This is a genomic window from Acinetobacter sp. yr461 (genome assembly GCF_900110445.1).
GTDB lineage: Bacteria > Pseudomonadota > Gammaproteobacteria > Pseudomonadales > Moraxellaceae > Acinetobacter > Acinetobacter calcoaceticus.
Genome location: NZ_FODU01000002.1, coordinates 358,037 through 381,239 on the forward strand (window position 1 = coordinate 358,037; position 23,203 = coordinate 381,239).

Genomic DNA, 23,203 nt, shown 5'->3' on the forward strand with positions numbered 1-23,203 from the left:
ACATTTTGGTCGGTCTGTAGAGTCATTTTTGAACCAGATTACAAAAAGCTTCATACATTCAAAAAAACTTTTTTAAATACAAAAATTGATTCATTTAAAAATTAGAAGGAAATTTAAAAAGATGTAAATGCAAGTACTCTGAAATTAGAAATCTTGCGCCAGAAGCTCTATTTTTAATAGGTTTTTATAAATTTAGGCAAGGCAATAAACCAAAATGAAAGAATATCTATTGTTGATATTCATCAATCAAAGCATAAATTTGCCTTAAAGTTGCATTCGAAAGTTTTGTTTTTTCGCCTTTGAGTAATTTTTCTAATTGGGCAACTGTCTGTAGCAAAAGAGAAGCTTGATGAGGGCCATGTAACAATAAATAGTCAACAATTTGCTGATCAAAATGAATACCACGTCTAGACATTACAGATGTAACCAAAGCATAGCGATCCGCATATAAACTTCCACTCGGTACCTTAACACTGACAGCTTGGGTAAGTCGTGATTGTAAGTCTGGTAATTCCAACTTTAATTCGATAGGTGCTACACGCGAAGAAAATACCAACTGCCCTTCGTGATTATTCATTAAATGAAAGACAGCTTTTTGCCAATGGGGTACACCACTAATCGATTCAATATCATCCAGAGCAACAAGGTCATAATGCTCTAAAGATGTAATTGCTTCGATAGGAGCATCCAGGAGTTCAAGCAAAGAAACTTTAATCGCAGATTTGCCTATTTCTAAATAAGAGTCACAAATTGCGGAAAGTAAATGACTCTTACCTGTCCCTGCCCCACCATAGATATAAAACCTACTGACTAGACCAGCATGTAGTTGACGCACAGCATCGACTACATTCCCCCAACTTGGTCCCGAGAAATCACTGATTCGGGCATCAAGTTGAGGTTCTATATCCAGTTGGAGTTGACGCATATATCGAATTAACCTTGAAATTATTTCTGGTCAGATGGTTTCAGTTTATCTGTATCTTGCTGTGTTTTAACCTCAAGATCAAGCTTAGTGCTTTCGGTTTCTACATGAATTTGCTCAATATCACCTTGTTGTATGACTAACGCAGACGGTGAAGCGTAAAGTGAGCTTCTTTCATAGTTATCTCTTAAGTGTTTCAACAACACTACAATAACAGCCGCAACAGGCAATGCAATTAACATTCCCAAGAATCCTGCAAGTTGCGCGCCTGCCAATACTGCAAAAACAACTGCTACAGGAGATAGACCAATTTTATCGCCCAGTAAGAATGGCTGTAGAATATAGCCCTCTACCGCTTGGCCAATCATAAAAACTACACCAACGAGTAATAAATGCATCCAGTCCAATCCGAACTGGAACAAGCTTGCGATAACCGCGGCAATAATACCTACTGCAAACCCTAAATAAGGAATAATACTGGCAAGGCCAGCCACCATACCAATAATAAGACCAACTTCCAAACCAATGAGCTGCAAACCAACCGCATATACTATGCCTAGCAACAGCATGACGAGAAACTGACCTTTAACAAATGCCCCTAAAACGCTATGACATTCACCAACGATTTGCAAGGTAGTTGCTTCATATTGACGTGGAATGAGACGACGTAAGTTCTGTAACATACGATCCCAGTCTAGTAAAAAATAAAAAGCAATAATTGGAATTAAAACAACTGTTCCACCAATCTGAATAAAATTCAAACCAGACTGGGCCAATTTTAATAACACTGACTGAATACTATCGGCACTATAATTGGTTTGAACATATTCCATCACAGCTTTTGACATCTGCTCTGTGTCAATTTCCATTGCCTGGAGATTAAAAGTTGAAGATACCCAAGGCAAAAAGGTAGCGTTAATCCAGTGAATACCAGCTGGAATACTATCTCGGGCATAAACCAATTGTTTCCAGATTAGAGGAACCAAATACCACAAAGCGATGGTTAGAGTTACACCTATTCCTATAAACACCACGCTAATTGCTAACCAGCGAGGCAATTTGATTTTTACCAGAACATCAACAAGTGGACTGAATAAATAAGCCAGGAAAAAAGCGCCGATAAAAGGAATGACTACAGGCTTGAGTAAGTACAATACCCATACCAGCAATACAATACCTGCGAGTAAAAAAATACGGCGCAGTATACGATCTTGCATAAAATCTAGCCTTTTTTGATTTAATCGTTATAAATGAAAAAATATTTTTATTAAAGATAGCATTTTCGAGCATAAATAACATAAGAGTTTCGTATATTCAGGTTATAATCTGCCGCCAATGCGGAGACTTCATTTATGAGCAACTCAACTTCTACCCCAAATACCGGTTTAAGCTATAAAGATGCGGGTGTCGACATTGAAGCGGGCGACGCACTGGTCGATCGTATCAAGTCAGTCGCTAAACGTACAAGTCGTCCTGAAGTAATGGGCGGACTTGGTGGCTTTGGTGCACTATGCAAAATTCCTAAAGGTTATGAAGAGCCTGTTTTAGTTTCTGGAACCGATGGTGTAGGAACTAAATTACGTTTGGCACTTAATCTTAATCGTCATGACACAATCGGCCAAGATCTTGTGGCTATGTGTGTAAATGACCTTTTAGTTTGTGGTGCAGAACCATTATTCTTCCTTGATTATTATGCAACTGGTCACTTAAATGTTGACGTTGCTGCAAATGTTGTTACTGGTATTGGTAAAGGTTGTGAGCTTGCAGGTTGCGCACTTGTAGGTGGGGAAACCGCAGAAATGCCAGGCATGTATGAAGGCGAAGATTACGATCTTGCTGGTTTTGCTGTTGGTGTTGTTGAGCAAAGTAAAATTATTGATGGCTCTAAAGTAAAGTCTGGTGATGTGCTTATTGGTGTTGCATCAAGTGGTGCTCACTCAAATGGTTATTCATTATTACGTAAAATTTTAGACGTTAAAAATGTTGATTTAACTCAAACGATTGATGGCCGTCCTCTTGCTGATGTAGCAATGGAGCCAACTCGTATCTATGTAAAACCAGTTCTTGAGCTATGCAAACAAGTTGATGTACATGCTATGGCACACATCACTGGTGGCGGTTTACCAGGTAACTTACCTCGTGTATTACCAAATGGTGCACAAGCTGTCATTGATGAAGCTTCTTGGGAATGGTCTGAGTTATTCCAACTTCTACAACGCGAAGGCAATGTAGAACGCTTTGAAATGTACCGTACGTTTAACTGTGGCGTAGGTATGGTCATTGCGGTTGATGCAAATGATGCAGAAAAAGCAATTGAAGTGCTTAATGCTCAAGGTGAAAAATCTTGGAAAATCGGACATATCCAAGAAAATGCTGAATCAGTGGAAGGCGCAGACGAAAAAATTCGTGTGATCTTTGCATGATAAAAATTGCTGTTCTAGTCTCTGGGAACGGCAGTAACTTACAAGCCTTGATAGATGCAAATCTATCAGGGCAAATTGTAGGTGTACTGTCTAATAAAGCAGATGCTTATGCCCTAGAGCGTGCTCAAAAAGCCAATATTGCTACGGCAGTTATTTCCCATAAAGACTTTCCAACTCGTGAAGTGTTTGATGAAGCAATGCATCAACAACTGTTGGCTTGGCAAGTGGATGTAGTTATTTTAGCCGGCTTCATGCGCATTTTAACTCCCACCTTTGTCAATAAATGGCAAGGGAAAATGCTGAACATACATCCCTCACTTCTTCCAGCTTACAAAGGCGTGAACACTCATCAACGTGTTTTAAACACAGGTGATCGTTTACATGGTTGTACCGTACACTTTGTAACGGCTGAACTGGATTCTGGTCAATCAATTGCCCAATCCGCTATTTCAGTTAAAGAACATGATACTGCCGCATCATTAGCAGATCGAGTACATACACTTGAGCACTTTATCTACCCACAAGTAGCAGAGTGGATATGTAACGGTCAACTTACATGGAAAAATGGCCAAGCTTATTTCCGTGATCAAGTTCTTAAGCACCCTATTCGTTTTGCAAATTGGTAAAGCATTTTACTTAAAAGCAAAAATAAAAAAAGGACATGCTAGCATGTCCTTTTTTTATAAGTTTAAAAATTAATTTGGCTGAGTATGAATCAATTTCTTTATAGAGTTCACTGTATCAATAGGATGTTCTAGAGGGAACATATGTCCCCCTTCAACCACGGTAAACGGAATTCCCATTTTTCGCTTTGCCATTTGAGGAAAGCCTCTTTTTAAGAAATCACTTCCTTTACCCACAACTAAATGCACAGGCATCTTAGGTTTTGGCATTGGTAGCCACCACCAAGAAGGATTTTTACGGAAAATTGCAACTTCATCTTCACGAGAAATAGTTAAAGTAACTCCACCGCGGACCGAGTCTTCTTTTAAAGCATAGTCAATGTAAGCTTGAAAACAATCTTCATCAAAATCTTTATAGAAGCCTTTAGGACGCAGCAATTCGGCCGCCTGTTCTCTCGATTCCCAATGTTCACGACGACGTGCAGATAAGCCTGCTGGTGTCATCGCATCAACTAATTTAGGACGAAATAATTTTGCCATATGAAAAGCAAATGAATATCGCCCCAAAATAAGAGGTGGATCTAACATAATCACTTGAGAAAAGAGTTCAGGTCGCTGAAAAGATGCCATCAAAGTTAAAACTGAACCAAGAGAATGCCCAAGTCCAATGACTTTACGTCCTTTCGCCTGCCGCACAATACTATCAATCACCTGATCAACCAAAGAAGGCCAATGGTTAGTCACAGGATAACGCTTATCAGGACCAATCAGGGGAACATAAATAATGTCATATTCCCCTTTCAACTGGTCAAACAGTTTTTGATACACTTTTGAGGGTACGCCATTCGCATGAGCAAAGTGTATAACTGGTTTCATTGACATACCGCTATCCTAAAACAGATTTTATTGTAATTTTGCGCTTTGACGAGTCTGCACTTCTTGAGCAATAGATTCACTTACCCCTTGCCCTATCTGTGCACCCATACGACCTAAAATTGATTGTAATGGGTTACGCTCAATTGTGTAGTCAACTTTATTATCAAGGTTTAGTTCACGCATCAAGCTCGTAATGTTACCTGAACGGTCAGCAACTCCTAACTGGATTGCTTGGTCACCAGTCCAGAACAAACCAGAAAAAATAGCTGGATCATTCGATTTCAAACGCTTTCCACGTCCTTCTTTAACTGCAGTAATAAAGTGAGTATGAACATTATCAAGAACAGATTGAATGTGCTGCTTTTGCACAGGATCAATCGGTTTTGTCATACTTAAAATGTCTTTATTCGTTCCTGCTGTTAAAGTGCGGTCTTCGATACCAAGTTTCTGAGCTAAACCAGTAATCCCATAGTTAGGCATGATGACACCAATTGAGCCCACTAAACTCGATGGATTGACAATAATCTCATCTGCAGCAGAAGCAATATAATACGCACCCGATGCACCCATATCACCAATAACGGCGTAAACCTTCTTATCAGGATGCTGTTTTTTCAAATAACGAATTTCCTGCCAGATTTCATCAGACTGAACTGGAGAACCGCCCGGTGAGTTAATATTAAGTGCAACAGCTTTACTATTTGATGCCTCAAAAGCACGCTTAAGCGCTTTATTGGTATCTTCACTATTCACAGATTGATTGCTTGAAGCGTCAATAGTTCCAATAATATCCACAACTGCCAGATGAGCACTACTACTACTTACAGCAGACCCTTCTTTACTAGTTGAACAGCCTTTACCCATGAGTACAATAATGAATAACAAATAAATAAAAGTTAATGTTTTAAAGAAGATACCCCAACGACGGCTACGGCGCTGTTCCTCTACAGAGGCAAGCACTGCCTTCTCGAGAATTTGCCATTCTGGTCCATTTTGTTTAGGGATTATAGGTTCATTTTGTGGTTTTGGCGGCCAATCGGACATAAAATTCCAATCCAAATTAATCTAAAATGATGTCATTATATACGTTGATTTGATAAAAACTGTCTAAATAATATGATTTCATTTATAATAATTTTATCTTTTTTTAATTATTGCTTCCTTTTCCCGCGATAGATGACCAAATTAGATATAAAAAGCATGAAATATTTCCTACTCAAAACTTTTAGCCGCCAGCCAATTAAATTTGGACGTTTTTTTGCTCGTATGTTGGCAGGGTTAATCAATACTTTAAAAATTACTAAAACATCAAAAAGTATAGAACTAAACCTACAAATCGCCCTTCCACATTTAACGCCACAACAGCGAATAGAGATTACGCAACAAGCTATTCGTAATGAAATCACCTCATACTTTGAATTTTTAAGTATTTGGGGTTCATCAAATAGTAAGAATATCGAAAGAATTCATCATGTTGAAGGTGAACATTACTATCACGAAGCACTTGCAGCAAAAAAAGGGCTTGTTATGATCATCCCACATTTTGGCACATGGGAAATCATGAATGCCTGGTGTTCACAGTTCACTTCAATGACAATTTTATACAAGCCTGTAAAAAATGTAGATGCAGACCGTTTTGTTCGAGAAGCACGTAGTCGTGAGCAAGCCAATTTGGTTCCTACAGATGAAACTGGTGTAAGACAAATTTTTAAAGCTTTAAAACAAGGTGAAACCACCGTAATTTTACCTGACCATACCCCCAACGTCGGCGGCGATATGATCAATTATTTTGGTGTTCCACTTGCCTCAAGTAATTTAAGTGCCAAGCTCATCCAAAAAACTAAAGCAAAAGCTTTATTCCTTTACGCAATTCGTAACGAAAATGATGGCTTTACGATGCACATTGAACCTATGGATGAGAAAATCTACGAAGGTAGTGCGGATGATGGAACTTATGTCATTCATCAGGCTATTGAACAACTCATCCAGCGTTATCCAGAACACTATCACTGGAGCTATAAACGTTTTAAGGCAAATCCGGCTTTAGATAATATTTACAATATTGATCCAAATGAAGCACTTCAAATTGTAGATAGACTTAAAGCCGAAGCTTCACAAAGTTCTGTGAAGCCAAGTCCGCTCAAAACGTCGAGTGTATAAAACCATTTGATGATTGCGAGATACAAAACTTAATGTTCCTTGCTCAATTGTACTTTTAAAAGGAATATTAAGTGCTTGTATTCTCGCTATCACCTCTTTGCTTGGATGACCGTATCTGTTATTAAAACCGGCAGAGGCAACAACCAGCTTGGGATTTAAAGTCGCTAAGAAGTCATAGGCCGAACTATGCTTACTACCATGATGACCTAAGACCAAGACATCTACTTTTAAATCAGGATATTCTTTTATTAATTGATATTCTGCTTCCCATCCAGCATCCCCCATAATTAAATAGTTTTGATAACCCTTTACTTGTTTTAAATGAATATAAACGACACAAGAATATTGATTTTGATTAGAAGGAACTAAATTTAAATCATTTTCTTTAGGCCAAAGTATCTCAATATCTAATTGTGGATATTGCCATTTTTGCCCTTGATGGCAATAAGTAAATGGTTCTTTAACCTGCTCTGCCCATAGCTCATTTGATATGACTTGTTTGATAGGAAAAGCCTGACTTATCGCAGGAAATGCACCACTATGATCTTGGTCAAGATGGGATAACACGACATGATCTAATTGTTTAATTCCTTTCTGACGTAAATATGGGATCACTACATTTTGACCAATACTAAAAGCCTTCTCATCATAAGAACCGCCAGTATCAATTAACCATGTCTGCTCTGGATGCTGCAAAAAGATGGCTTGTCCCTGTCCCACATCTATAATATTTAATTGGATTTGCTGGGATAACTTATTTGGAATGATTAAGGGTAAACAACATATAAGACCCCAAGATTTCGGTAAAACACCACGTGGTAAAAATAAGATAATAATGACACAGCTAAGACACACTAAAGCAAGTGGTGTCAGGCTAAAACCTTGCAGCGGTAAGGATAATTTCTCTAAAAAACTAAAACATGTCAGCACTATACTGAGCAAAATATCATTAATCTGAAAGAATGCACTTCCAATTGAATTAAAAATAAGCCACATACAAGCAGCAAAAATATTCAAAGGAACAATAATTGCTCCTAGCAAAGGAACTGCAATAATATTTGTGAGAGGTGCAATCCATGAAATTTGTTGAAAGAAAATCAGCATTAAAGGACATAGGGCGATAAATATTTTGCTCTGAGATTCAATTAGGGTTTTACTTAAAAGAATTATTCTAGATAGCAGACTCACTGAAGCAAGATTTGGAGTCTGTACTATGGTTTGATAAATGCGTAATAAAATAAAGCAAGAACCATAAGAGAGCCAAAAACCTGCCGATAAGACACTAAATGGTTCAAAAAGTAAAAGTAGACTTGCACTGTAAACCAAGAGTGAAAATGGCTTAACAGGTAGTTTTACCAACAATAAAAAGGCGAATAAAAATACTGAAAGTAAAGTTCTTAAGGCTGGAATTTCAAAGCCTACAAAAGCTGTATAAATCAAAACACCGAAACATAACGGAATCATTGCCAATATTTGCTTGGGTTGCCATAAATAAAGCTGAGGATAATAACGTCGTACTAATTGATGTAATCCCCAAGACAACATGACTGCAAAAATAAGGACATGAGGCCCTGAAATGGCCAACAAATGAGAGATTCCTAACTGCTTAAATTGATTTTTAATCTGTTCATTTAAAAGACTTTCATCCCCTGTTAAAAGCGCTAATAACAATCCTTTATTCTGAAATGCAGATTTTTTTAGCATTAATCTAAATTTTAGACGGAGTTTTTCTATATTTAATTGTTGCCTAGTAAAAAACTTTTGTTGCTGTTGTAAATGATTTTGATAACCCAATCGATAAATTTCATCAGAGCTTAAAGGTTCAATATGCTGAACACTGAAACCTGACATTATATTTCGTTGAATGAACCATTGCTCCTGATCAAAAGCACCTGATACTGCGTAACTATGGGCAGGTCTGGTTTTACCCGAAATCCGATAGTAGTGGCCTAATTGTAATTTTGGACCCTCTATCAATGCCTTCTCATTTTCATTTTTTAAATATAATAGCCAATTGACTACATGGGATGACCGCCCTAGAACCTGAGCGAGTTGCTGTGTCTTATTATCTTTTTCTTCACTTATTCGATCTGCATACACAACAATGTTTAAAGACTCAGGTTGCATCTCCCGTAGTTGTAGTCTTTCATTTAAAGCATGCTGAGCATATTGATGACCTATAACAAAAAGGCTTAGACCACAGATTAAATAATAAATTCCTTTTAATATGGGACGATTTACAACAAGATGCCGCTTAAAAATATATAAAATTAAGCAGATAAAGAGCAAAACTTTACCAATCCAACCATATTGCGTTATGAGAGGAATATCTATTCCCATAAATGCAATACCTACAACCCACCCCACTAAAATAAGCTTTAACATTTAAAATCATATCGTTATCTTTTTAGGGGCAAAATTAAAGCCCAACTGAGTGGGCTTTAACAATGTGATTTAATGACAATTTTTTAAGAACCGTTTACCCAAAGACCATCTTCCATATGCAAGATTGAATCTGCTGCCTGAGCCAACTGCTCATCATGAGTCACAATGAGCATGGCCATATTGAGTTCTTTCTTAAGATCGGTCAGTAATTCAAAAATGCCTAAAGCCGTTTTACGATCTAGGTTTCCTGTTGGTTCATCAGCCAAAACAACCGCAGGTTGAGTGACCAAAGCACGAGCCAAAGCGACACGTTGGCGCTCACCGCCTGAAAGCTCACCTGGCTGATGATCCATACGATGAGATAAACCCACTCGGTCTAGTAAATATTCAGCTTGTGCTTTTACCGATTTGTATTGGCTATCTGGGCGAAGCATAAGAGGCATTGCCACATTTTCAAGCGCAGTAAACTCAGGTAACAAATGGTGAAATTGATAAACAAAACCGAGGTATTTGTTACGTTGAAAACCACGCTCGGCTTCACCTAAATTATCAAAACGCTGACCATTTAAAAATACTTGTCCTTGCGTTGGTTGCTCTAGACCGCCTAGCGCATGAAGCAAAGTACTTTTACCTGAACCACTCGCACCAACAATCGAAACAAACTGCCCTGCTTCAACTTGTAAAGAAAGACCTTTAATGACTTCAACCTTAGATTTACCATCATCAAAATGTTTATAGATATCTTTCGCTTCTAAAACAATTTTACTCATAGCGCAGTGCCTCGGCAGGTTGAACTTTGGCCGCACGAAGCGCCGGATAGATAGTCGCCAAGAAGCTTAGAAGTAAAGACACAATCACAATAATCGTCACATCTTGCCATCTTAAATAAGAAGGTAGGTAATGCACAAAGTAAGCATCAAATAGATTTAGGCCCAAAACATTGTTAAACCATGAAATGATGTCACTAATAGTTAAAGCTAAAATTACACCTAAAACCGTACCTGCGACTGTACCAATCACACCAATCACGGTGCCTTGCACCATAAATATTTTAGTAATCATCGATGGTGACGCGCCTAATGTACGCAAAATGGCAATATCTGATTTTTTATCAGTCACAACCATCACTAAAGACGAAACGATATTAAATGCTGCAACCACAATGATAAGTACAAGTAACAAACCAACTAGTGTTTTTTCCATTTGAATGGCATTAAACAGATTGCCATGCGTATAGGTCCAGTTCGTTGCGTAGAAATTACTTGGTAAACTTTTTACCAAGTCGTCCGCAACTTTTGGCGCGGCAAAAATATCATCTAGTTTTAAACGGACACCTTGAGCACCATCTGGTAAGCGTAATAGGGTTGACGCATCATATAGGGCGATATACCCCACCATAGAGTCGACTTCAGCACCTACACTAAAAATACCAACCACTTTAAAGCGTTTGAAACGAGGTACTACACCTGCTGGAGATGGCGTTGCTTCAGGTAAAACCAATGTCACGCTGTCGTTTAGACGTAAGCCTAATGAATCGGCCATATCTTTACCAAGGACAATACCAAACTCACCCTTTTTAAGTGAATCTAAGCTACCAGCAACAATATGATTTTGAATAATAGACACATTCTTTTCATATTTTGGGTCAATACCCGTCACCATAATACCAGCGACTTGCCCTTGCGCGGTTAACATACCTTGCAATTGGGTAAAAGGTGCAACCCCAGTTACATGTGGATGATGTTCAACTCGTTTTACCAGTTCAGGCCAATCCGTGAGGATTTGTGTAGATGAAACTGTCGCTTGCGGAACCATTCCCAAAACACGGTTTTTTAGTTCTCGATCGAAACCGTTCATCACAGAAAGTACCGTAATCAGCACAGCGACACCTAGTGTCAAACCGATCATCGAAACCAATGCAATAAAAGAAATAAAATGATTACTGCGTCTTGCGCGAGTATATCTCAACCCTATATACAGTGAGATTGGTTTAAACATACCTTCTAAATCCAAGGTGATTGATGGGAAATAGCAGATGCTCATGTCAAATCGCATCCACATCTACTATTTGGCCATATCGTTAGATGCTGTATTAAGGTTTAAAAATCAGTAAGTTCTGATCTTTCCTTAACAATCCTAATATTATATTGCTGCGCTATTTTCTACTACTTAAGTTGGGAGATCAATTTGATCATGCATTTCGCTACGAATTAGAACAATTTAATGAATAAGCTCAACAAATTACCCAAATCTTCTCCTATTTAGCCTTCATATGTCGGGCAAAATTTCGATTTGCCTGAATGTCTTTATAGAAATATAAAAATAGTCCAAACAGGATAATTAAAGCACCTACAAAAACCATAATCGAAAGTTGTTCATGATTTAAAGCAGCTCCAATCATCATGGCTAACATTGGCGTAATAACTGTCGTTAAAGATAAAGTCGTTGCCTGAATGTTTTGTATAAGCTTGAAATAACAAAACATGGCGACTAATGAGGCCATCAATACCGTATAAATTAAGGCAAATAAAGATTTGGCCTCTGGTAAATGTGTTGGTGCATATTGCCAAATAAATGGAATAAGACAACTTGCCAAAATCGAAGAAACTAAAATAGATCCCGTTGCCTGAGCCATAGGCTGAATTTGTGCATTAACTTTCTTAACCCAGAAAATTGAAAAAGAATAGACAAAAACACTGATCAGCATGAGAACAATGCCAAACGGATGCACATGCTGATTCGATCCATTCAAGCAAATAATCGCTAAACCACTTACGGCAATAGCCATACCTAACCATTGCAACTTATAAAGTTGCTGACCGAATGCAAAACGGCCAATCAGCCCAGCCATAATGGGTGCTAAACCAAACATAAGCGCAATCATGCCTGAACTTAAATATTGGGTAGCGGCATATGTGAAAATTTGAGAACCAATTAAGCTGAAAGATCCAGCAACGTAACTATGAATAGCTTGTCGATGAGTTGGAAAAGGCGTTTTTAAAATCAGTAATACGGTTACTGCCAAAGGCAATGCAATAAAAAAGCGTAACAACAATGCCCACATAAGATGTAAATCGGACACACTCCAAACAATGGCTAATGGAGTTGTTGCCCATATAAACACTAACAAGGCATAGGTTAAAGCCAAATTGGTTTGCGATGGCATGCGATGCTCACTTAGCTGTTTTACGTTTTTGCTTTAAAATTGTTTGATCTAATGCACTCGAAAATTCACGCTTATCCCGCTCGGAAATAGGTGGGGATCCACCAGTTTGTACACCCGCGCCACGAAGCGTATCCATGAAGTCACGTAGATGTAACCGGGCTTTAACATTCGCAGTTGTATAAACCTCACCTCGGGGATGAATAGCAACGCCACCCTTTTCAATTACTTGAGCCGCTAGTGGAATATCTTGCGTAATGACAATGTCATTTTCAATCATACGATCAACTATTTCTTTATCGGCCTGATCTGCACCACTTAAAACCTGTATTGACTTGATGCGAACAGAAGGCGTAATCCCAACATTTTGATTAGCAACAAAGATGACTTCTAATTGATAACGATCTGATGCGCGCAAAATCACTTCACGTAATATTCTTGGTAAAGCATCTGCATCTACCCATAGCTTAAATGGCAGCAAGTTATTCTCTATTTCCATTAAAAATATAAGTCTAACAGATGCTTTTCTAAGGTGAATAGTAATAAACATTAAACTTATTTTTAATTTAGTGTTTAAGTTTTTTTAAGAGCCAGATCTACCTTTTATTTTATAATTAGCAGCAATATCTATCTTTCAATGACTAAATATGTGCTTTTACAAGAGAATTTACATATGGTGACTTGAAAAATAGCAAACACCCTCGATTTAATATAACAAGTAATGTGAACCCAACAGCATCATGCTTATGAAAAATCAAAACAGTCCAGAAGTTATTAAAGTAAATGACCAAAATTTTGGTAGTCATGGCGAACATTGGAATCTATTGACGTCCCATCCCGAAACAGATGTACCAAAATGGTTAGGACTAGCACTTGATGCACCCGTAATGCCAATGGGCTTATGTGAACATGAAGAAGATATGGATCAATCTTTTTGGTTGATTCAAGGCCCACAAAACCAAAAAGTTACAATCAACCAGATTATTGCGGTTGAAAATCAGAAACCTCGCGCACTCAAAACAGCCTTTCCAAGTTTTGAAAGTCCATATCAATATAATGCGAAAATTGAACGTATCATTACTTGTGACTCTTCGACACAAGCTGTTTTAAGTTTAAAACTAAATAAAGATACAACGGTTTATGCATTTGATAATTTATTTAGCGTTAACGCTTGTCAATATGACAAAACTAAAGATTATCAAGTTCAATTTAATGCATGGGCTTATGAATTAGAACCTGTTCCAGCAGGCGAAAAAATCGTTGTTGATGACCCAGCCTCTATTAAACATCACCGTGCATTAAATGCGATTTTGACTGAACATAATGGTGTTGCTCCTGAAAATTTACAGGAGCTCATTAATGAATGGCAACCAAAAACTCCAGAAGATCAAGAACCTGTAACCGTTGATTTTTCAAAAATGGTTGCTTATTTATATGGTGAAACTCTTGGTCAAGAAGATGAAGCATGGTTCCAAGGTAATATCGTTGGTAAAACTTCTATGACATTTATGGGGGCAGAATATACCCTTTATGATGTTACTTTGGTTTTAGAAGATGATCTTCCTGCCATATTAGTGCGCATTGCAACCAAAAATGATTTGTATAAAAACTTTAATATTGGCGAATATATTCGCGGTAATATCTGGATTCAGGCGACTATTTGTGCTAAAAAGGGTGAAACTAATTGAATTTCACTAATATTTTAATAATTAGGTTATTGAATGAAGATTATACCCGAACAAACTACCAGCCTCATTCAATCTAGTAGCCTGCGCGTAAAGGTCGATACTGGTGCGTTTTGCTTTTTTGTATTGGGTATGTTTTTAGCTGCCATATTCATGCACCAGTTTGGTTTAGTTCCTTTTTAGTTTATAAAATTTATTCAAAAATAAAGCCCTCATTTGAGGGCTTTATTTTTGATTTACTTAACCATTACGCTTTGCAAAATCATCCATGAAGTTGATTAAAGCCTGTACGCCTTCTAATGGTACGGCATTATAAATACTTGCACGCATACCACCGACAGAGCGATGTCCAGCTAAGTTTAATAAATGGTTTGCTTCCGCTTCTTTTAAGAATTGCTTTTCTAAAGCTTCATCTGCCAAGGTAAACGGTACATTCATAATTGAACGGTTTGGAATTGCAATCGGGTTATTGTAGAAATCGCTTGAGTCGATATAACCATATAATGACTGAGCTTTTGCGAGGTTAACTTTATGGATAGCATCTACCCCACCCTGCTCTAGTAACCACTCAAATACCAAACCAGACAAGTACCATGCATAAGTCGATGGTGTATTAACCATAGAACCATTTTTCGCTTGGTCACCATATTTCAAGATGCTTGGAATTTCTGGTTTAGCTTGATCAAGTAAGTCATCACGAATAATGACAATTGTTAAACCAGCAGGACCAATATTTTTTTGTGCGCCAGCATAGATCAAACCAAACTTGGTCACATCTAATGGAGCAGATAAAATACTTGATGAATAGTCACAAACGAGTGGCGCTTTTACATCAGGAATTCCTGCAAACTGTAAGCCACCAATCGTTTCATTATCTGCATAATGTACATAGGCTGCATCGTCAGATAAATTCCATTCACTTTGTTCAGAAATTGCGAACTTACCATCTACTTTAATACCAGCGTCTACAACATTAATGTCGCCATAACGTTTTGCTTCTTTTAACGCTTTTTCAGACCAGATACCAGTATCAATATAATCAGCTTTATTGTTCTTACCCAAAAGGTTTAAAGGAATCGCAGAAAATTGTAATGACGCACCGCCTTGTAAAAACAGTACTTTATAGTTTTCTGGAATATTCATTAACTTACGTAAATCTGCCTCAGCTTTTTCAGCCATAGCAACATAGTCAGCACTACGATGACTCATTTCCATGATGGATAGACCTTTACCATGCCAATCCAACATTTCTTGTTGAGCTTTTTCTAAAACGGCAGTAGGTAATGCAGCAGGACCAGCACAGAAATTGTACGCGCGCATGATTTTTCCCTTGTATAAAGTCAAACACAATAAAAATGGCATTTAACCACAGATTGCTTAAGCTTGCAGCAGCTTCTCAAGTAAATATTTCAATGCTGGACTGTATTTAGGATCATTTTTTCAATTATTGTTGTATTTATTTCTTTGCTTTTATTTGTGATTTTATCAGTTTAAAACATTTTCATTGAGTAAAGATCAACTTGACTTGTGATTATAATTTCACATACTTTGATATGTAGTACAAAATATGGGCTTTATAATATTTAAAAATTAAAGGGAGCTTAAACTATCTTATTTCTATACAAATGTATAAGAAACAAGATGATAATTGAATTTAATAACAAGAAATTTAAACTATAAGGGATGCCAGAAATTGTTATTTAAAATGCCAGTACATCGATATAGACAGTCTATTTGCCCCTTTTTCTTTAAACCCAAGCATCTTGCTTTGGCCTTAGGACTTTTTTTCACAAATCATTTATATGCTCAAAGCTTAAGCTATGCTGAAGCAGAACAACAAGCTTTAAAAAGCTCTTATAGCACTCAAGCTAATCAAGCTTTGCAGCAAGCATCTCAACTAGAAGCTGAAGCAGTAAAAGGACTCGGGTTACCGCGAGTAGATTTAAATGTTAGAGCATATGCCTTTCATAGCGAAACAGACGTACCCCTCGCCTCTTTTAAACAAAAGCTTGAGAATGATTTAAGCCAGGGATTCAACGATAAACTTTCACAGTGGAACAATGTCATTCCATCGGATGTGCTGGGACAAGTTCAAGAAGGTGCAAATCAAACCATTCATGATGGTATAAATCGCTTTCCCGACTATGCGAACCTGACTATAGAAGATCAGGTTGTACGCCCTTCTATTTCGGTCGTTATGCCCCTATATACAGGTGGTTTAACCAGCAGTGCAAAAAAAATAGCCAACATTCAAGCACAGCGTTCGGAACTTTCAAGTCAACAGCAACAAGATGTACAGCGCTTTGAAGTTGTACAAAGTTATTTTAATGTTCAATTACAACAGCAACTGGTAGCAAGTAGTTTATTCAACTTTAATGCCATGCAAAAACATTACAGCAATGCCCTAAAGCTCGAACAACAAGGATTTATTAGTAAAGGGCAACGCATGCAGTTTGAAGTGGCTCGTAATAATGCGGAACGTACTTTACAAAGTACTCAAGCCAACTTAAACGCCAGTCGCTTTAGCCTTAATAATCTTCTACATCAACAAAATAATGTAGATTTAAGTACACCGTTATTTGTAAATAACACTCCAAGCCAGTCTCTAGAATCACTTTTAACTAGTTATTCGCAAAAATCTAGCCTTGTACAAAAAATGCAGATGGATACTCAACTGGCTAACGTAAATATTCAAGCTCAACAAGCCGCAAAAAAACCAAGTCTTTTTGCATTTGGTGAATATGCCCTTGATGAAAATGAAAACTGGATTGTCGGTGTAATGGCAAAATACAACCTATTTTCAGGTGTAGATAAAAATAAGAATATCCATGCCGCCGAATTAAAGCGTTATGCTTCTGAACTTATGACCGAACGTACCAAGCAAGAAATTGAGGCACTTCTGAATAAGTCATATAACGAACTCAACTCTGCTCAGCAAAGCCATCAACTCTTACAAAGAAACGTAAATGCCGCTCAAGAAAACTTACGTATTCAAGAGCTTTCTTTCCGTGAAGGAATGGGTACAGCAACACAAGTGATTGATGCACAAAATGCTTTAAGTGCTTTAAAAACTGAAATGGCTTTAAATGCCTATAAATATGTCATGTCACTCGCGACTCTATTGCAAAGTCATGGTTCAATTGATCAATTTAAAGCTTATGTCAATCAACCACATACCGACTATATCCGTTAATAGGAGTATAAAATGAATCAAGAATCATCTCATTCAGAACAGGATTCTCTTGCTGCGGATACGGTAGAAATTAACCAATCTCAAAAAAACGATCAAGCGAGTGACATCCCTGAATCAAACATAAATAACGGCGACTCTCAGCCACCTAAAAACTCCAAGCTTAAACTGATTATTGGCTTAGTAATTATTGCACTATTAGGTTTAATTATTTTTGGTTTATGGAAAAGTTATCAGCCGAAACCCATTGAACTACAAGGCCGCGTTGAAGCCGAAACTATTCACGTAAGTACAAAAGTTCCAAGTCGTATTGAAGAAATTTATGTGCAAGAAGGCCAGAAAATTTCCAAAGGCCAGCCACTTGTTCGCTTGGTTAGCCCAGAAATAGAAGCTAAAAAGCAACAAGCCTTAGCAGCTTTACAATCAGCTTTAGCATTTCAATCTACGGTAGACCGCGGTTCTCAGCAAGAAAATATCGATACTCTTTATGCCAACTGGCAAAGCACAAAAGCACAAGCAAACCTTGCAAAAACCACTTACCAACGTGGGGAAAATTTATATAGACAAGGGGTAATTTCACGTCAAAGACGAGATGAAATGCTAGCGGCTCAAACTTCTGCACAAGAATTAAGTGAAGCCTCTTATCAACAATATGCACGTGCAAAACGAGGTAGTACGAGTCAGCAAAAATCTACAGCAGATGCACAGGTTGAAATTGCAAAAGCAGCTGTAGGCGAAGCAAAAGCACTTGAGGCTGAGACACGTTTATTCTCTCCTATTTCAGGTACAATTTCAAAAACTTACGGGAAGCCTTCCGAGTTAGTCGCTATGGGTGTGCCTGTTGTCAGCATTTTAGAAGATGATGATTTATGGGTCAGCTTAAACGTGGGTGAAAATCAATATGCTTCTGTTTATAAAAATAAAACCCTTGAAGGTTTTATTCCTGCACTGAATCAAAATGTGACTTTTAAAATTAAGAATATTGATGCTGAAGGTGAATTTGCCACTATAAAAACTACTCGCCAAACTGGAGGCTATGATATTCGTAGCTTTAAACTTCATCTTGTACCTGAAAAACCAGTGCAAGATTTAAAAGTGGGTATGAGTGTTCTATTTAAAATTAAAGAAGAAAAATAACGCATGTTTGCCAGTATATTACGTGAACTAAACTATCTAAAAAGCAATAAATGGGATTTGTGCATGGTGACACTTATCCCCGCTTTTATCATTTTTTTGTTTAGCAGCATGTTTTACGCAGGTAAAGCTGAACATTTACCGATTGCGATTATTGACCAGGACCAAAGTGAACTCAGCCGCAATATTGAAAAGTATCTTTCGTTGAATCATACGGTAGATATTAAAACAATTACGGCAAGCTCTACTGAAGCGGAACAATTACTTAACGAAACTAAAATCTGGGGTTATGTTTTCATTCCAGACGGCGCTGAAAAACGCTTTGTGAAAGCGCAAGATGCTCAAATCAGTATCGCTTTTAACCAGTCTTTCTTTAGTGTGGGGAATACTATTTCTTCAGCAATGCTGGTAAGCACCCTCAATGCTTTAGCAGACTACGCAGGCCAAAGTTATCTTGCAAATAATATTCCCTATTTAGATGTACCTACAGCTCATGTAAAAGTATCAACGCTTTACAACCCGAGCATGAGCTATGAGTTTTATTTAGAGCCATTTATGGTTCCTGCCGTATTGCATCTGTTGCTATGCTGCTGTGTTGCTTTTGCAATTGGACAAGAACTAAAACGTAATACCCTCACTCAATGGGTAAACCGAGAAAATTTTATTAGTGGTTTACTTGCGAAAAATTTGCTCTATAGCCTTATTTTTTGTGTATGGACATGGTTGTGGATGTTTTGGCTAGTTGAAATCCGTGGCTGGTTCGTAGCGGGTTCCTTAAGTTTATTGCTGGTCGCACAGTTTTTACTTTATTTTGCCTATGCTCTGATTAGCAGTACGGTCATTCTTGCCACTAAAAATTTAAGTAAAACTTTTGGCTTTATTGCCGTCTATGGTGGCTCATCTTTAAGTTTTGCAGGCGTTACTTTGCCTTTAAATAATGCACCGATTTTCACTAAATTTTGGTCACTCATCATCCCCTATACACCTTATGCCAAGCTGCAAACCGAACAATGGGTTATTGGTAGTCCACTTTTTATTTCAATGATTCCCTTTTTAATACTTCTGGGTTACTGCCTTATTTACTTCTTTTTAAGTTCTCTGCTGCTTAAAAAATTAATTCAGGGAGCAACACCATGAAAGAGTTTTTAAAGGCTTATGGGCAAACATTTAAAGATATTGTTAGTAATAGTTCGGTTTTCACAACTCTGATTTTATCGGTCATTCTTTATAGCTTTTTTTATCCAACTGCCTATAAAGCAGAACGTGCTGAATCAATTCCAATTGTAATTGTTGATGAAGAACAAAGCCTATTAACCTCTCAATTAATCGGCCAAAGTGCAAATAGCCCGCATGTTCATATTGTTACCGTTACAAGTAATTTTTTACAAGCTGAACAAATGGTTCGTGAACAAAAGGCCGATGGTATTTTACTTTTACCAAGCAACTTAACACAAAGCTTGCGTCGAGGAGAAACAGGTGGGATTGGCTTATATCTGAGCACAACCAACTTTTTAAAAACTAAAGAAATTGGTTTAGGCTTAGCTACATCCATTGAAGCCACATTAAAAGAATATATTGAAAGATTTGGAGAGCGCACACATTTCCAACCTGCGCTTTCTATTCATCAAGTCCCATTATTTAACCCGCTTTCAGGATATGGAAGTTATATTTTTCCAGCTGTTGCAGGTTTAATTATCCATCAAACGATTGTGTTAGGTTTAGCAATGCTAATCGCAAGCTACCGTGAACAACACCAAAAAATTACAGGTGTTCGCTTCGCTGGAATTTTTGCAAGTATATTTACCATTGGCTGTTTAGGATGTTTTTATCTTTTCGGTTTTACCTTGTGGTTCAATGACTATCCACACGGTGGGAACTTTACTGGTTTGCTAGTCACCGTTCCTATTTTTATTAGTTGTGTGATTGGATTAGGCATGCTGATCGGCTCACTTTTAGATATGCCAGAACGTGCTGGACATATTATTGTGTTTAGCTCTGTTCCCCTATTCTTACTGACAGGCACTGCATGGCCTCATCAAGCAATGCCTGAGTGGTTACAATGGTTTGCATGGTGCTTACCATCAACACATGGGGTACAAATGTTTGTGCAACTTAACCAGATGGGTGTTCCTTTAGCCACAGTTATACCAAAACTGATTTTTCTTTCGACAATCGGCCTTATTTTTTTAATCTTGGCATATTCACGTTTAAAAGCATCCAAGTGAAGAGTTTTCTAAACTTGGAGCATAAATTATATTTTTATTTACTACAAAATCTTATAGTTAAAAGTCATTTCTTAAAAACTATTGACCATAAAAATATAAAAAAACCAATAAATTCAAATTATTAATTAGTAACAATTGTCATAAAACCTTAAAAAAACTTTAAGTTGAAATTAAGGAAATTTCTACATAGTAAAACTGTTTAGTTTTTCAGCAGCCTAAAAGGGTAACTCTACTACCCTGCTCTATGACGGAATTTTATATGGCAAAGGTATGTTATTGCGCAGATGACTTTGCAATGAATGCAGAGATATCTAATGCAATTTTTCAGTTAATTGAAAGAGGAGCACTTCAAGCGACCTCATGTATGACCCAATCTGAACTATGGGAAACTGCTGCTGCCAAACTTAAACCTTTTTCGAATCAAATTGATATTGGTTTACATTTAAATTTTACCCATGCATTCAATTCAGGTAATACAGTTTTTTCATTACCTGCTCTTATGCTTCGTGCATGGTCATCAAATCTTAATCGTGAATTAATTACCCAGTGTATTGAAGAGCAATGGGATGCATTTGTTTCAGTCATGGGAAAGCAACCCGATTTCATTGATGGACACCAACATATTCATCAATTTCCATTTATACGGGATATTTTGCTGCAACTTTTAAAAGATAAAAAGTTCACTGGTTGGATACGTAATTTACAACATCCAATTTATCTACCTCATTATCGTTTTAAAACTCATATGCTTTCTGCACTTGGCTCAAATGCATTAGCAAAAGCATGCCAAAGCTACCAGTTTAGCCAAAATGAATATTTCGCTGGTATCTATGACTTTAAACAAACTGATTATGGCGAACTTAACCAATATTGGCTTGCTCAGGCAAAAGATCACTTACTGATTATGTGCCATCCCTCACTTTCTACACCAAGTGAGCAAGATCCGATCCAGCATGCACGCATCCAAGAATACCAATATTTTTGTTCTGATCAGTTCCCTCTTGATTGCCAAAAAAATGGCATTCAACTTACCAGACTAGGGGCAATGCAATGAGCACAAAACCTTTTTTATCCTGCGTTGTTCCCGCTTATAACGAAGCAGAGAATTTAAAGACATTTATTCCAGCTTTAGCAAACAGTTTAAAGCAACAAAATCTTAGCTATGAAATCATAGTGGTCGATGATGGAAGCAAGGACGATACTATTCCGATCCTGCAAACGATGATTGAAGATTATCCTTTAGTTGTGCTGGAATTATCACGAAATTTTGGCAAGGAAGCTGCTTTAAGCGCTGGTTTAGACCATGTGACGGGAGAAGTCGCCCTGCTGATTGATGCTGACTTTCAACATCCTTTTGAAGCAATTCCAACCATGATTAACCTCTGGAAAAATGGTTATGACATGGTCTATGGCATTCGTAATCGTACCACTGAATCATGGCTAAAACGGACCTTAACCCAAGGTTACTATCGTATATTAAACTTAAGTTCTCCTATTGATATTCCTGAAAATGCTGGTGATTTCAGGCTTCTTGATGCAAAAGTTGTTGAAGCAATTAAACAATTACCTGAAAAAAATCGCTACATGAAAGGTCTCTATGCATGGGTCGGTTTTAAAAGTATCGGGATCAATTTCTCCGAGCAAGATCGTCAACATGGCCGTTCTAGTTTTAATGTGAAAGCATTATTTAATCTGGCGATGTCTGGTTTAACTGGGTTTTCAGATTTACCTTTACGTATTTGTATTTATTTAGGTGCCCTATTGGCTTTAGGCGCTATGAGTTACGGTGTTTGGATTATTATTAAAACACTGATTGAAGGAATCTCTGTGCCTGGTTGGGCAACACTTGCAGCAGGCATGACTTTATTAGGTGGCATTCAATTGTTATTCATTGGAATTTTAGGTGAATACATTGGTCGAATTTATGCCGAAGTTAAAAATCGACCAAAATATATTGTTTCAACCGAACATTCTCATATTAAGCAAGAACACGCTATCACCCAATCAAAAAATACGTTCTCTAGTTTCTAATGTTTGCTCATATTTTTCAGCTCGCGCGGTTTACCACTACTGGGGCCGCAGCGGCGCTTACCCACTATAGTATTGTCATGCTCTTGTTTAAACGAAACATTGCATTGCAGTATGCAAATTTAATTGCCTTTCTACTTGCCTATTGGGTGAGCTATTTTGGGCATCGTATTTTTACTTTTAAAGCACAGCATATTGCTCATCGACAAACATTACCCAAATTTACTTTAGTCGCTGGATTAGGTTTTTTATTCAACGAGAGCTTTCTCTTACTTTCTAATCTGTATTTCAGCACCCCAGTTTCAACTTTGGTTTGTGTGGCTATTGTCCTGACTTCAATTGTGACTTTCTTGCTTAACCGCTTTTTTGCATTTCAACATTAAGGATTA

At 37.5% G+C, this 23,203-nt stretch carries 22 protein-coding genes and 1 pseudogene; 13 read left to right on the forward strand and 10 right to left on the reverse strand.

Translation table 11 applies throughout. The annotated features are described in order from the left end of the window. Positions 1–226: 226 nt before the first annotated feature. Both hda and cxpE read right to left on the reverse strand, forming a co-directional pair. On the reverse strand, positions 227–925 hold the full coding sequence (gene hda, locus BMW38_RS06160; protein ID WP_003650214.1) for a DnaA regulatory inactivator Hda: 699 nt from the start codon (positions 923–925) through the stop codon (positions 227–229). Positions 926–945: 20 nt separating this feature from the next. After that, positions 946–2,139 carry a chloramphenicol efflux transporter CxpE gene (gene cxpE / locus BMW38_RS06165; RefSeq protein WP_045429480.1) on the reverse strand — a complete coding sequence of 398 codons (1,194 nt, stop codon included), beginning with the start codon at positions 2,137–2,139 and terminating at the stop codon, positions 946–948. A gap of 135 nt (positions 2,140–2,274) precedes the next feature. On the opposite strand from cxpE, the gene purM reads away from it, so the two are divergent. Continuing rightward, the gene (purM, locus tag BMW38_RS06170) at positions 2,275–3,345 is read left to right on the forward strand and encodes a phosphoribosylformylglycinamidine cyclo-ligase (protein WP_092706575.1); all 1,071 of its coding nucleotides are present in this window, start codon (positions 2,275–2,277) and stop codon (positions 3,343–3,345) included. Further along, positions 3,342–3,971 carry a phosphoribosylglycinamide formyltransferase gene (purN, locus tag BMW38_RS06175; RefSeq protein WP_092706577.1) on the forward strand — a complete coding sequence of 210 codons (630 nt, stop codon included), beginning with the start codon at positions 3,342–3,344 and terminating at the stop codon, positions 3,969–3,971. The genes purM and purN overlap by 4 nt, the downstream gene beginning before the upstream one ends. Before the next feature lie 69 nt (positions 3,972–4,040). On the opposite strand, the gene BMW38_RS06180 is transcribed toward purN, so the two are convergent. Next, entirely contained in the window at positions 4,041–4,850 is an 810-nt protein-coding gene (locus BMW38_RS06180) for an alpha/beta fold hydrolase (RefSeq protein WP_080027613.1), read from the reverse strand. Positions 4,851–4,871: 21 nt separating this feature from the next. Further along, positions 4,872–5,888: a signal peptide peptidase SppA gene (gene sppA, locus BMW38_RS06185; RefSeq protein WP_017387852.1), complete on the reverse strand. Its 1,017-nt coding sequence runs from the start codon at positions 5,886–5,888 to the stop codon at positions 4,872–4,874. 132 nt (positions 5,889–6,020) lie between these two features. On the opposite strand from sppA, the gene BMW38_RS06190 reads away from it, so the two are divergent. Next, positions 6,021–7,004 (forward strand): lysophospholipid acyltransferase family protein, encoded by a 984-nt coding sequence (locus tag BMW38_RS06190; protein WP_092706579.1) that lies wholly within the window; start codon positions 6,021–6,023, stop codon positions 7,002–7,004. Here the strand turns inward: BMW38_RS06190 and BMW38_RS06195 are convergent. The 3 genes from BMW38_RS06195 to BMW38_RS06205 form a co-directional block, all read right to left on the reverse strand. Continuing rightward, entirely contained in the window at positions 6,957–9,389 is a 2,433-nt protein-coding gene (locus BMW38_RS06195; protein WP_092706581.1) for a DNA internalization-related competence protein ComEC/Rec2, read from the reverse strand. The genes BMW38_RS06190 and BMW38_RS06195 overlap by 48 nt on opposite strands. An 83-nt stretch (positions 9,390–9,472) precedes the next feature. Further along, positions 9,473–10,159: a lipoprotein-releasing ABC transporter ATP-binding protein LolD gene (gene lolD, locus BMW38_RS06200; RefSeq protein WP_092706583.1), complete on the reverse strand. Its 687-nt coding sequence runs from the start codon at positions 10,157–10,159 to the stop codon at positions 9,473–9,475. Then, a complete protein-coding gene (locus tag BMW38_RS06205) occupies positions 10,152–11,387 on the reverse strand; it encodes a lipoprotein-releasing ABC transporter permease subunit (protein WP_056481535.1) in 1,236 nt (411 codons plus the stop codon). The genes lolD and BMW38_RS06205 overlap by 8 nt, the downstream gene beginning before the upstream one ends. A 128-nt stretch (positions 11,388–11,515) precedes the next feature. Between BMW38_RS06205 and BMW38_RS19580 the strand changes: the two are divergent. Continuing rightward, a pseudogene (locus BMW38_RS19580) lies at positions 11,516–11,617 on the forward strand (PilZ domain-containing protein); the annotation flags it as partial. Between the two features lie 29 nt (positions 11,618–11,646). Here BMW38_RS19580 and BMW38_RS06215 read toward each other — a convergent pair. Next, positions 11,647–12,555, reverse strand: a complete 909-nt coding sequence (locus tag BMW38_RS06215; protein ID WP_092706585.1) for a DMT family transporter — start codon at positions 12,553–12,555, stop codon at positions 11,647–11,649. 7 nt (positions 12,556–12,562) lie between these two features. After that, positions 12,563–13,051 carry a YaiI/YqxD family protein gene (locus BMW38_RS06220; protein ID WP_092706587.1) on the reverse strand — a complete coding sequence of 163 codons (489 nt, stop codon included), beginning with the start codon at positions 13,049–13,051 and terminating at the stop codon, positions 12,563–12,565. A 247-nt stretch (positions 13,052–13,298) separates the two neighbouring features. Between BMW38_RS06220 and BMW38_RS06225 the strand changes: the two genes are divergently transcribed. Both BMW38_RS06225 and BMW38_RS19425 read left to right on the forward strand, forming a co-directional pair. Continuing rightward, positions 13,299–14,240 (forward strand): hypothetical protein, encoded by a 942-nt coding sequence (locus BMW38_RS06225; protein ID WP_092706642.1) that lies wholly within the window; start codon positions 13,299–13,301, stop codon positions 14,238–14,240. Between the two features lie 33 nt (positions 14,241–14,273). Then, positions 14,274–14,420 (forward strand): hypothetical protein, encoded by a 147-nt coding sequence (locus BMW38_RS19425; protein ID WP_005038822.1) that lies wholly within the window; start codon positions 14,274–14,276, stop codon positions 14,418–14,420. 57 nt (positions 14,421–14,477) lie between these two features. Here the strand turns inward: BMW38_RS19425 and serC are convergent, their stop codons facing one another. After that, positions 14,478–15,557: a 3-phosphoserine/phosphohydroxythreonine transaminase gene (serC, locus tag BMW38_RS06230; protein WP_017387847.1), complete on the reverse strand. Its 1,080-nt coding sequence runs from the start codon at positions 15,555–15,557 to the stop codon at positions 14,478–14,480. Positions 15,558–15,942: 385 nt separating this feature from the next. On the opposite strand from serC, the gene BMW38_RS06235 reads away from it, so the two are divergent. The 7 genes from BMW38_RS06235 to BMW38_RS06265 all read left to right on the forward strand — a co-directional run bounded on the left by BMW38_RS06235 (position 15,943) and on the right by BMW38_RS06265 (position 23,197). Next, the gene (locus tag BMW38_RS06235) at positions 15,943–17,430 is read left to right on the forward strand and encodes a TolC family protein (protein ID WP_092706589.1); all 1,488 of its coding nucleotides are present in this window, start codon (positions 15,943–15,945) and stop codon (positions 17,428–17,430) included. 12 nt (positions 17,431–17,442) lie between these two features. Beyond that, positions 17,443–18,564 (forward strand): HlyD family secretion protein, encoded by a 1,122-nt coding sequence (locus tag BMW38_RS06240; protein WP_092706591.1) that lies wholly within the window; start codon positions 17,443–17,445, stop codon positions 18,562–18,564. Between the two features lie 3 nt (positions 18,565–18,567). Continuing rightward, positions 18,568–19,698: an ABC transporter permease gene (locus tag BMW38_RS06245; RefSeq protein WP_213031110.1), complete on the forward strand. Its 1,131-nt coding sequence runs from the start codon at positions 18,568–18,570 to the stop codon at positions 19,696–19,698. Next, positions 19,695–20,786, forward strand: coding sequence for an A1S_2622 family ABC transporter permease subunit (locus BMW38_RS06250; protein ID WP_092706595.1), 1,092 nt, complete (start codon positions 19,695–19,697; stop codon positions 20,784–20,786). The genes BMW38_RS06245 and BMW38_RS06250 overlap by 4 nt, the downstream gene beginning before the upstream one ends. A 259-nt stretch (positions 20,787–21,045) precedes the next feature. Then, on the forward strand, positions 21,046–21,840 hold the full coding sequence (locus BMW38_RS06255; RefSeq protein WP_092706597.1) for a ChbG/HpnK family deacetylase: 795 nt from the start codon (positions 21,046–21,048) through the stop codon (positions 21,838–21,840). After that, entirely contained in the window at positions 21,837–22,817 is a 981-nt protein-coding gene (locus tag BMW38_RS06260) for a glycosyltransferase family 2 protein (RefSeq protein WP_092706599.1), read from the forward strand. The genes BMW38_RS06255 and BMW38_RS06260 overlap by 4 nt, the downstream gene beginning before the upstream one ends. Beyond that, positions 22,817–23,197 (forward strand): GtrA family protein, encoded by a 381-nt coding sequence (locus BMW38_RS06265; protein ID WP_092706601.1) that lies wholly within the window; start codon positions 22,817–22,819, stop codon positions 23,195–23,197. The genes BMW38_RS06260 and BMW38_RS06265 overlap by 1 nt, the downstream gene beginning before the upstream one ends. The last annotated feature ends 6 nt before the right edge of the window (positions 23,198–23,203 follow it).

Excerpts from the sequence above, each read along its gene's own strand:
- BMW38_RS06225 (WP_092706642.1), top strand. The coding sequence starts at position 13,299 with ATGAAAAATCAAAACAGTCCAGAAGTTATTAAAGTAAATGACCAAAAT.
- BMW38_RS19425 (WP_005038822.1), top strand. The coding sequence starts at position 14,274 with ATGAAGATTATACCCGAACAAACTACCAGCCTCATTCAATCTAGTAGC.
- BMW38_RS06195 (WP_092706581.1), bottom strand. The coding sequence starts at position 9,389 with ATGTTAAAGCTTATTTTAGTGGGGTGGGTTGTAGGTATTGCATTTATG.
- BMW38_RS06235 (WP_092706589.1), top strand. The coding sequence starts at position 15,943 with ATGCCAGTACATCGATATAGACAGTCTATTTGCCCCTTTTTCTTTAAA.
- BMW38_RS06255 (WP_092706597.1), top strand. The coding sequence starts at position 21,046 with ATGGCAAAGGTATGTTATTGCGCAGATGACTTTGCAATGAATGCAGAG.
- cxpE (WP_045429480.1), bottom strand. The coding sequence starts at position 2,139 with ATGCAAGATCGTATACTGCGCCGTATTTTTTTACTCGCAGGTATTGTA.
- BMW38_RS06265 (WP_092706601.1), top strand. The coding sequence starts at position 22,817 with ATGTTTGCTCATATTTTTCAGCTCGCGCGGTTTACCACTACTGGGGCC.
- BMW38_RS06260 (WP_092706599.1), top strand. The coding sequence starts at position 21,837 with ATGAGCACAAAACCTTTTTTATCCTGCGTTGTTCCCGCTTATAACGAA.
- BMW38_RS06215 (WP_092706585.1), bottom strand. The coding sequence starts at position 12,555 with ATGCCATCGCAAACCAATTTGGCTTTAACCTATGCCTTGTTAGTGTTT.
- BMW38_RS06250 (WP_092706595.1), top strand. The coding sequence starts at position 19,695 with ATGAAAGAGTTTTTAAAGGCTTATGGGCAAACATTTAAAGATATTGTT.
- BMW38_RS06190 (WP_092706579.1), top strand. The coding sequence starts at position 6,021 with ATGACCAAATTAGATATAAAAAGCATGAAATATTTCCTACTCAAAACT.
- BMW38_RS06240 (WP_092706591.1), top strand. The coding sequence starts at position 17,443 with ATGAATCAAGAATCATCTCATTCAGAACAGGATTCTCTTGCTGCGGAT.
- BMW38_RS06245 (WP_213031110.1), top strand. The coding sequence starts at position 18,568 with ATGTTTGCCAGTATATTACGTGAACTAAACTATCTAAAAAGCAATAAA.
- BMW38_RS06220 (WP_092706587.1), bottom strand. The coding sequence starts at position 13,051 with ATGGAAATAGAGAATAACTTGCTGCCATTTAAGCTATGGGTAGATGCA.
- purN (WP_092706577.1), top strand. The coding sequence starts at position 3,342 with ATGATAAAAATTGCTGTTCTAGTCTCTGGGAACGGCAGTAACTTACAA.
- purM (WP_092706575.1), top strand. The coding sequence starts at position 2,275 with ATGAGCAACTCAACTTCTACCCCAAATACCGGTTTAAGCTATAAAGAT.
- lolD (WP_092706583.1), bottom strand. The coding sequence starts at position 10,159 with ATGAGTAAAATTGTTTTAGAAGCGAAAGATATCTATAAACATTTTGAT.
- serC (WP_017387847.1), bottom strand. The coding sequence starts at position 15,557 with ATGCGCGCGTACAATTTCTGTGCTGGTCCTGCTGCATTACCTACTGCC.
- BMW38_RS06205 (WP_056481535.1), bottom strand. The coding sequence starts at position 11,387 with ATGTTTAAACCAATCTCACTGTATATAGGGTTGAGATATACTCGCGCA.
- hda (WP_003650214.1), bottom strand. The coding sequence starts at position 925 with ATGCGTCAACTCCAACTGGATATAGAACCTCAACTTGATGCCCGAATC.
- sppA (WP_017387852.1), bottom strand. The coding sequence starts at position 5,888 with ATGTCCGATTGGCCGCCAAAACCACAAAATGAACCTATAATCCCTAAA.
- BMW38_RS06180 (WP_080027613.1), bottom strand. The coding sequence starts at position 4,850 with ATGTCAATGAAACCAGTTATACACTTTGCTCATGCGAATGGCGTACCC.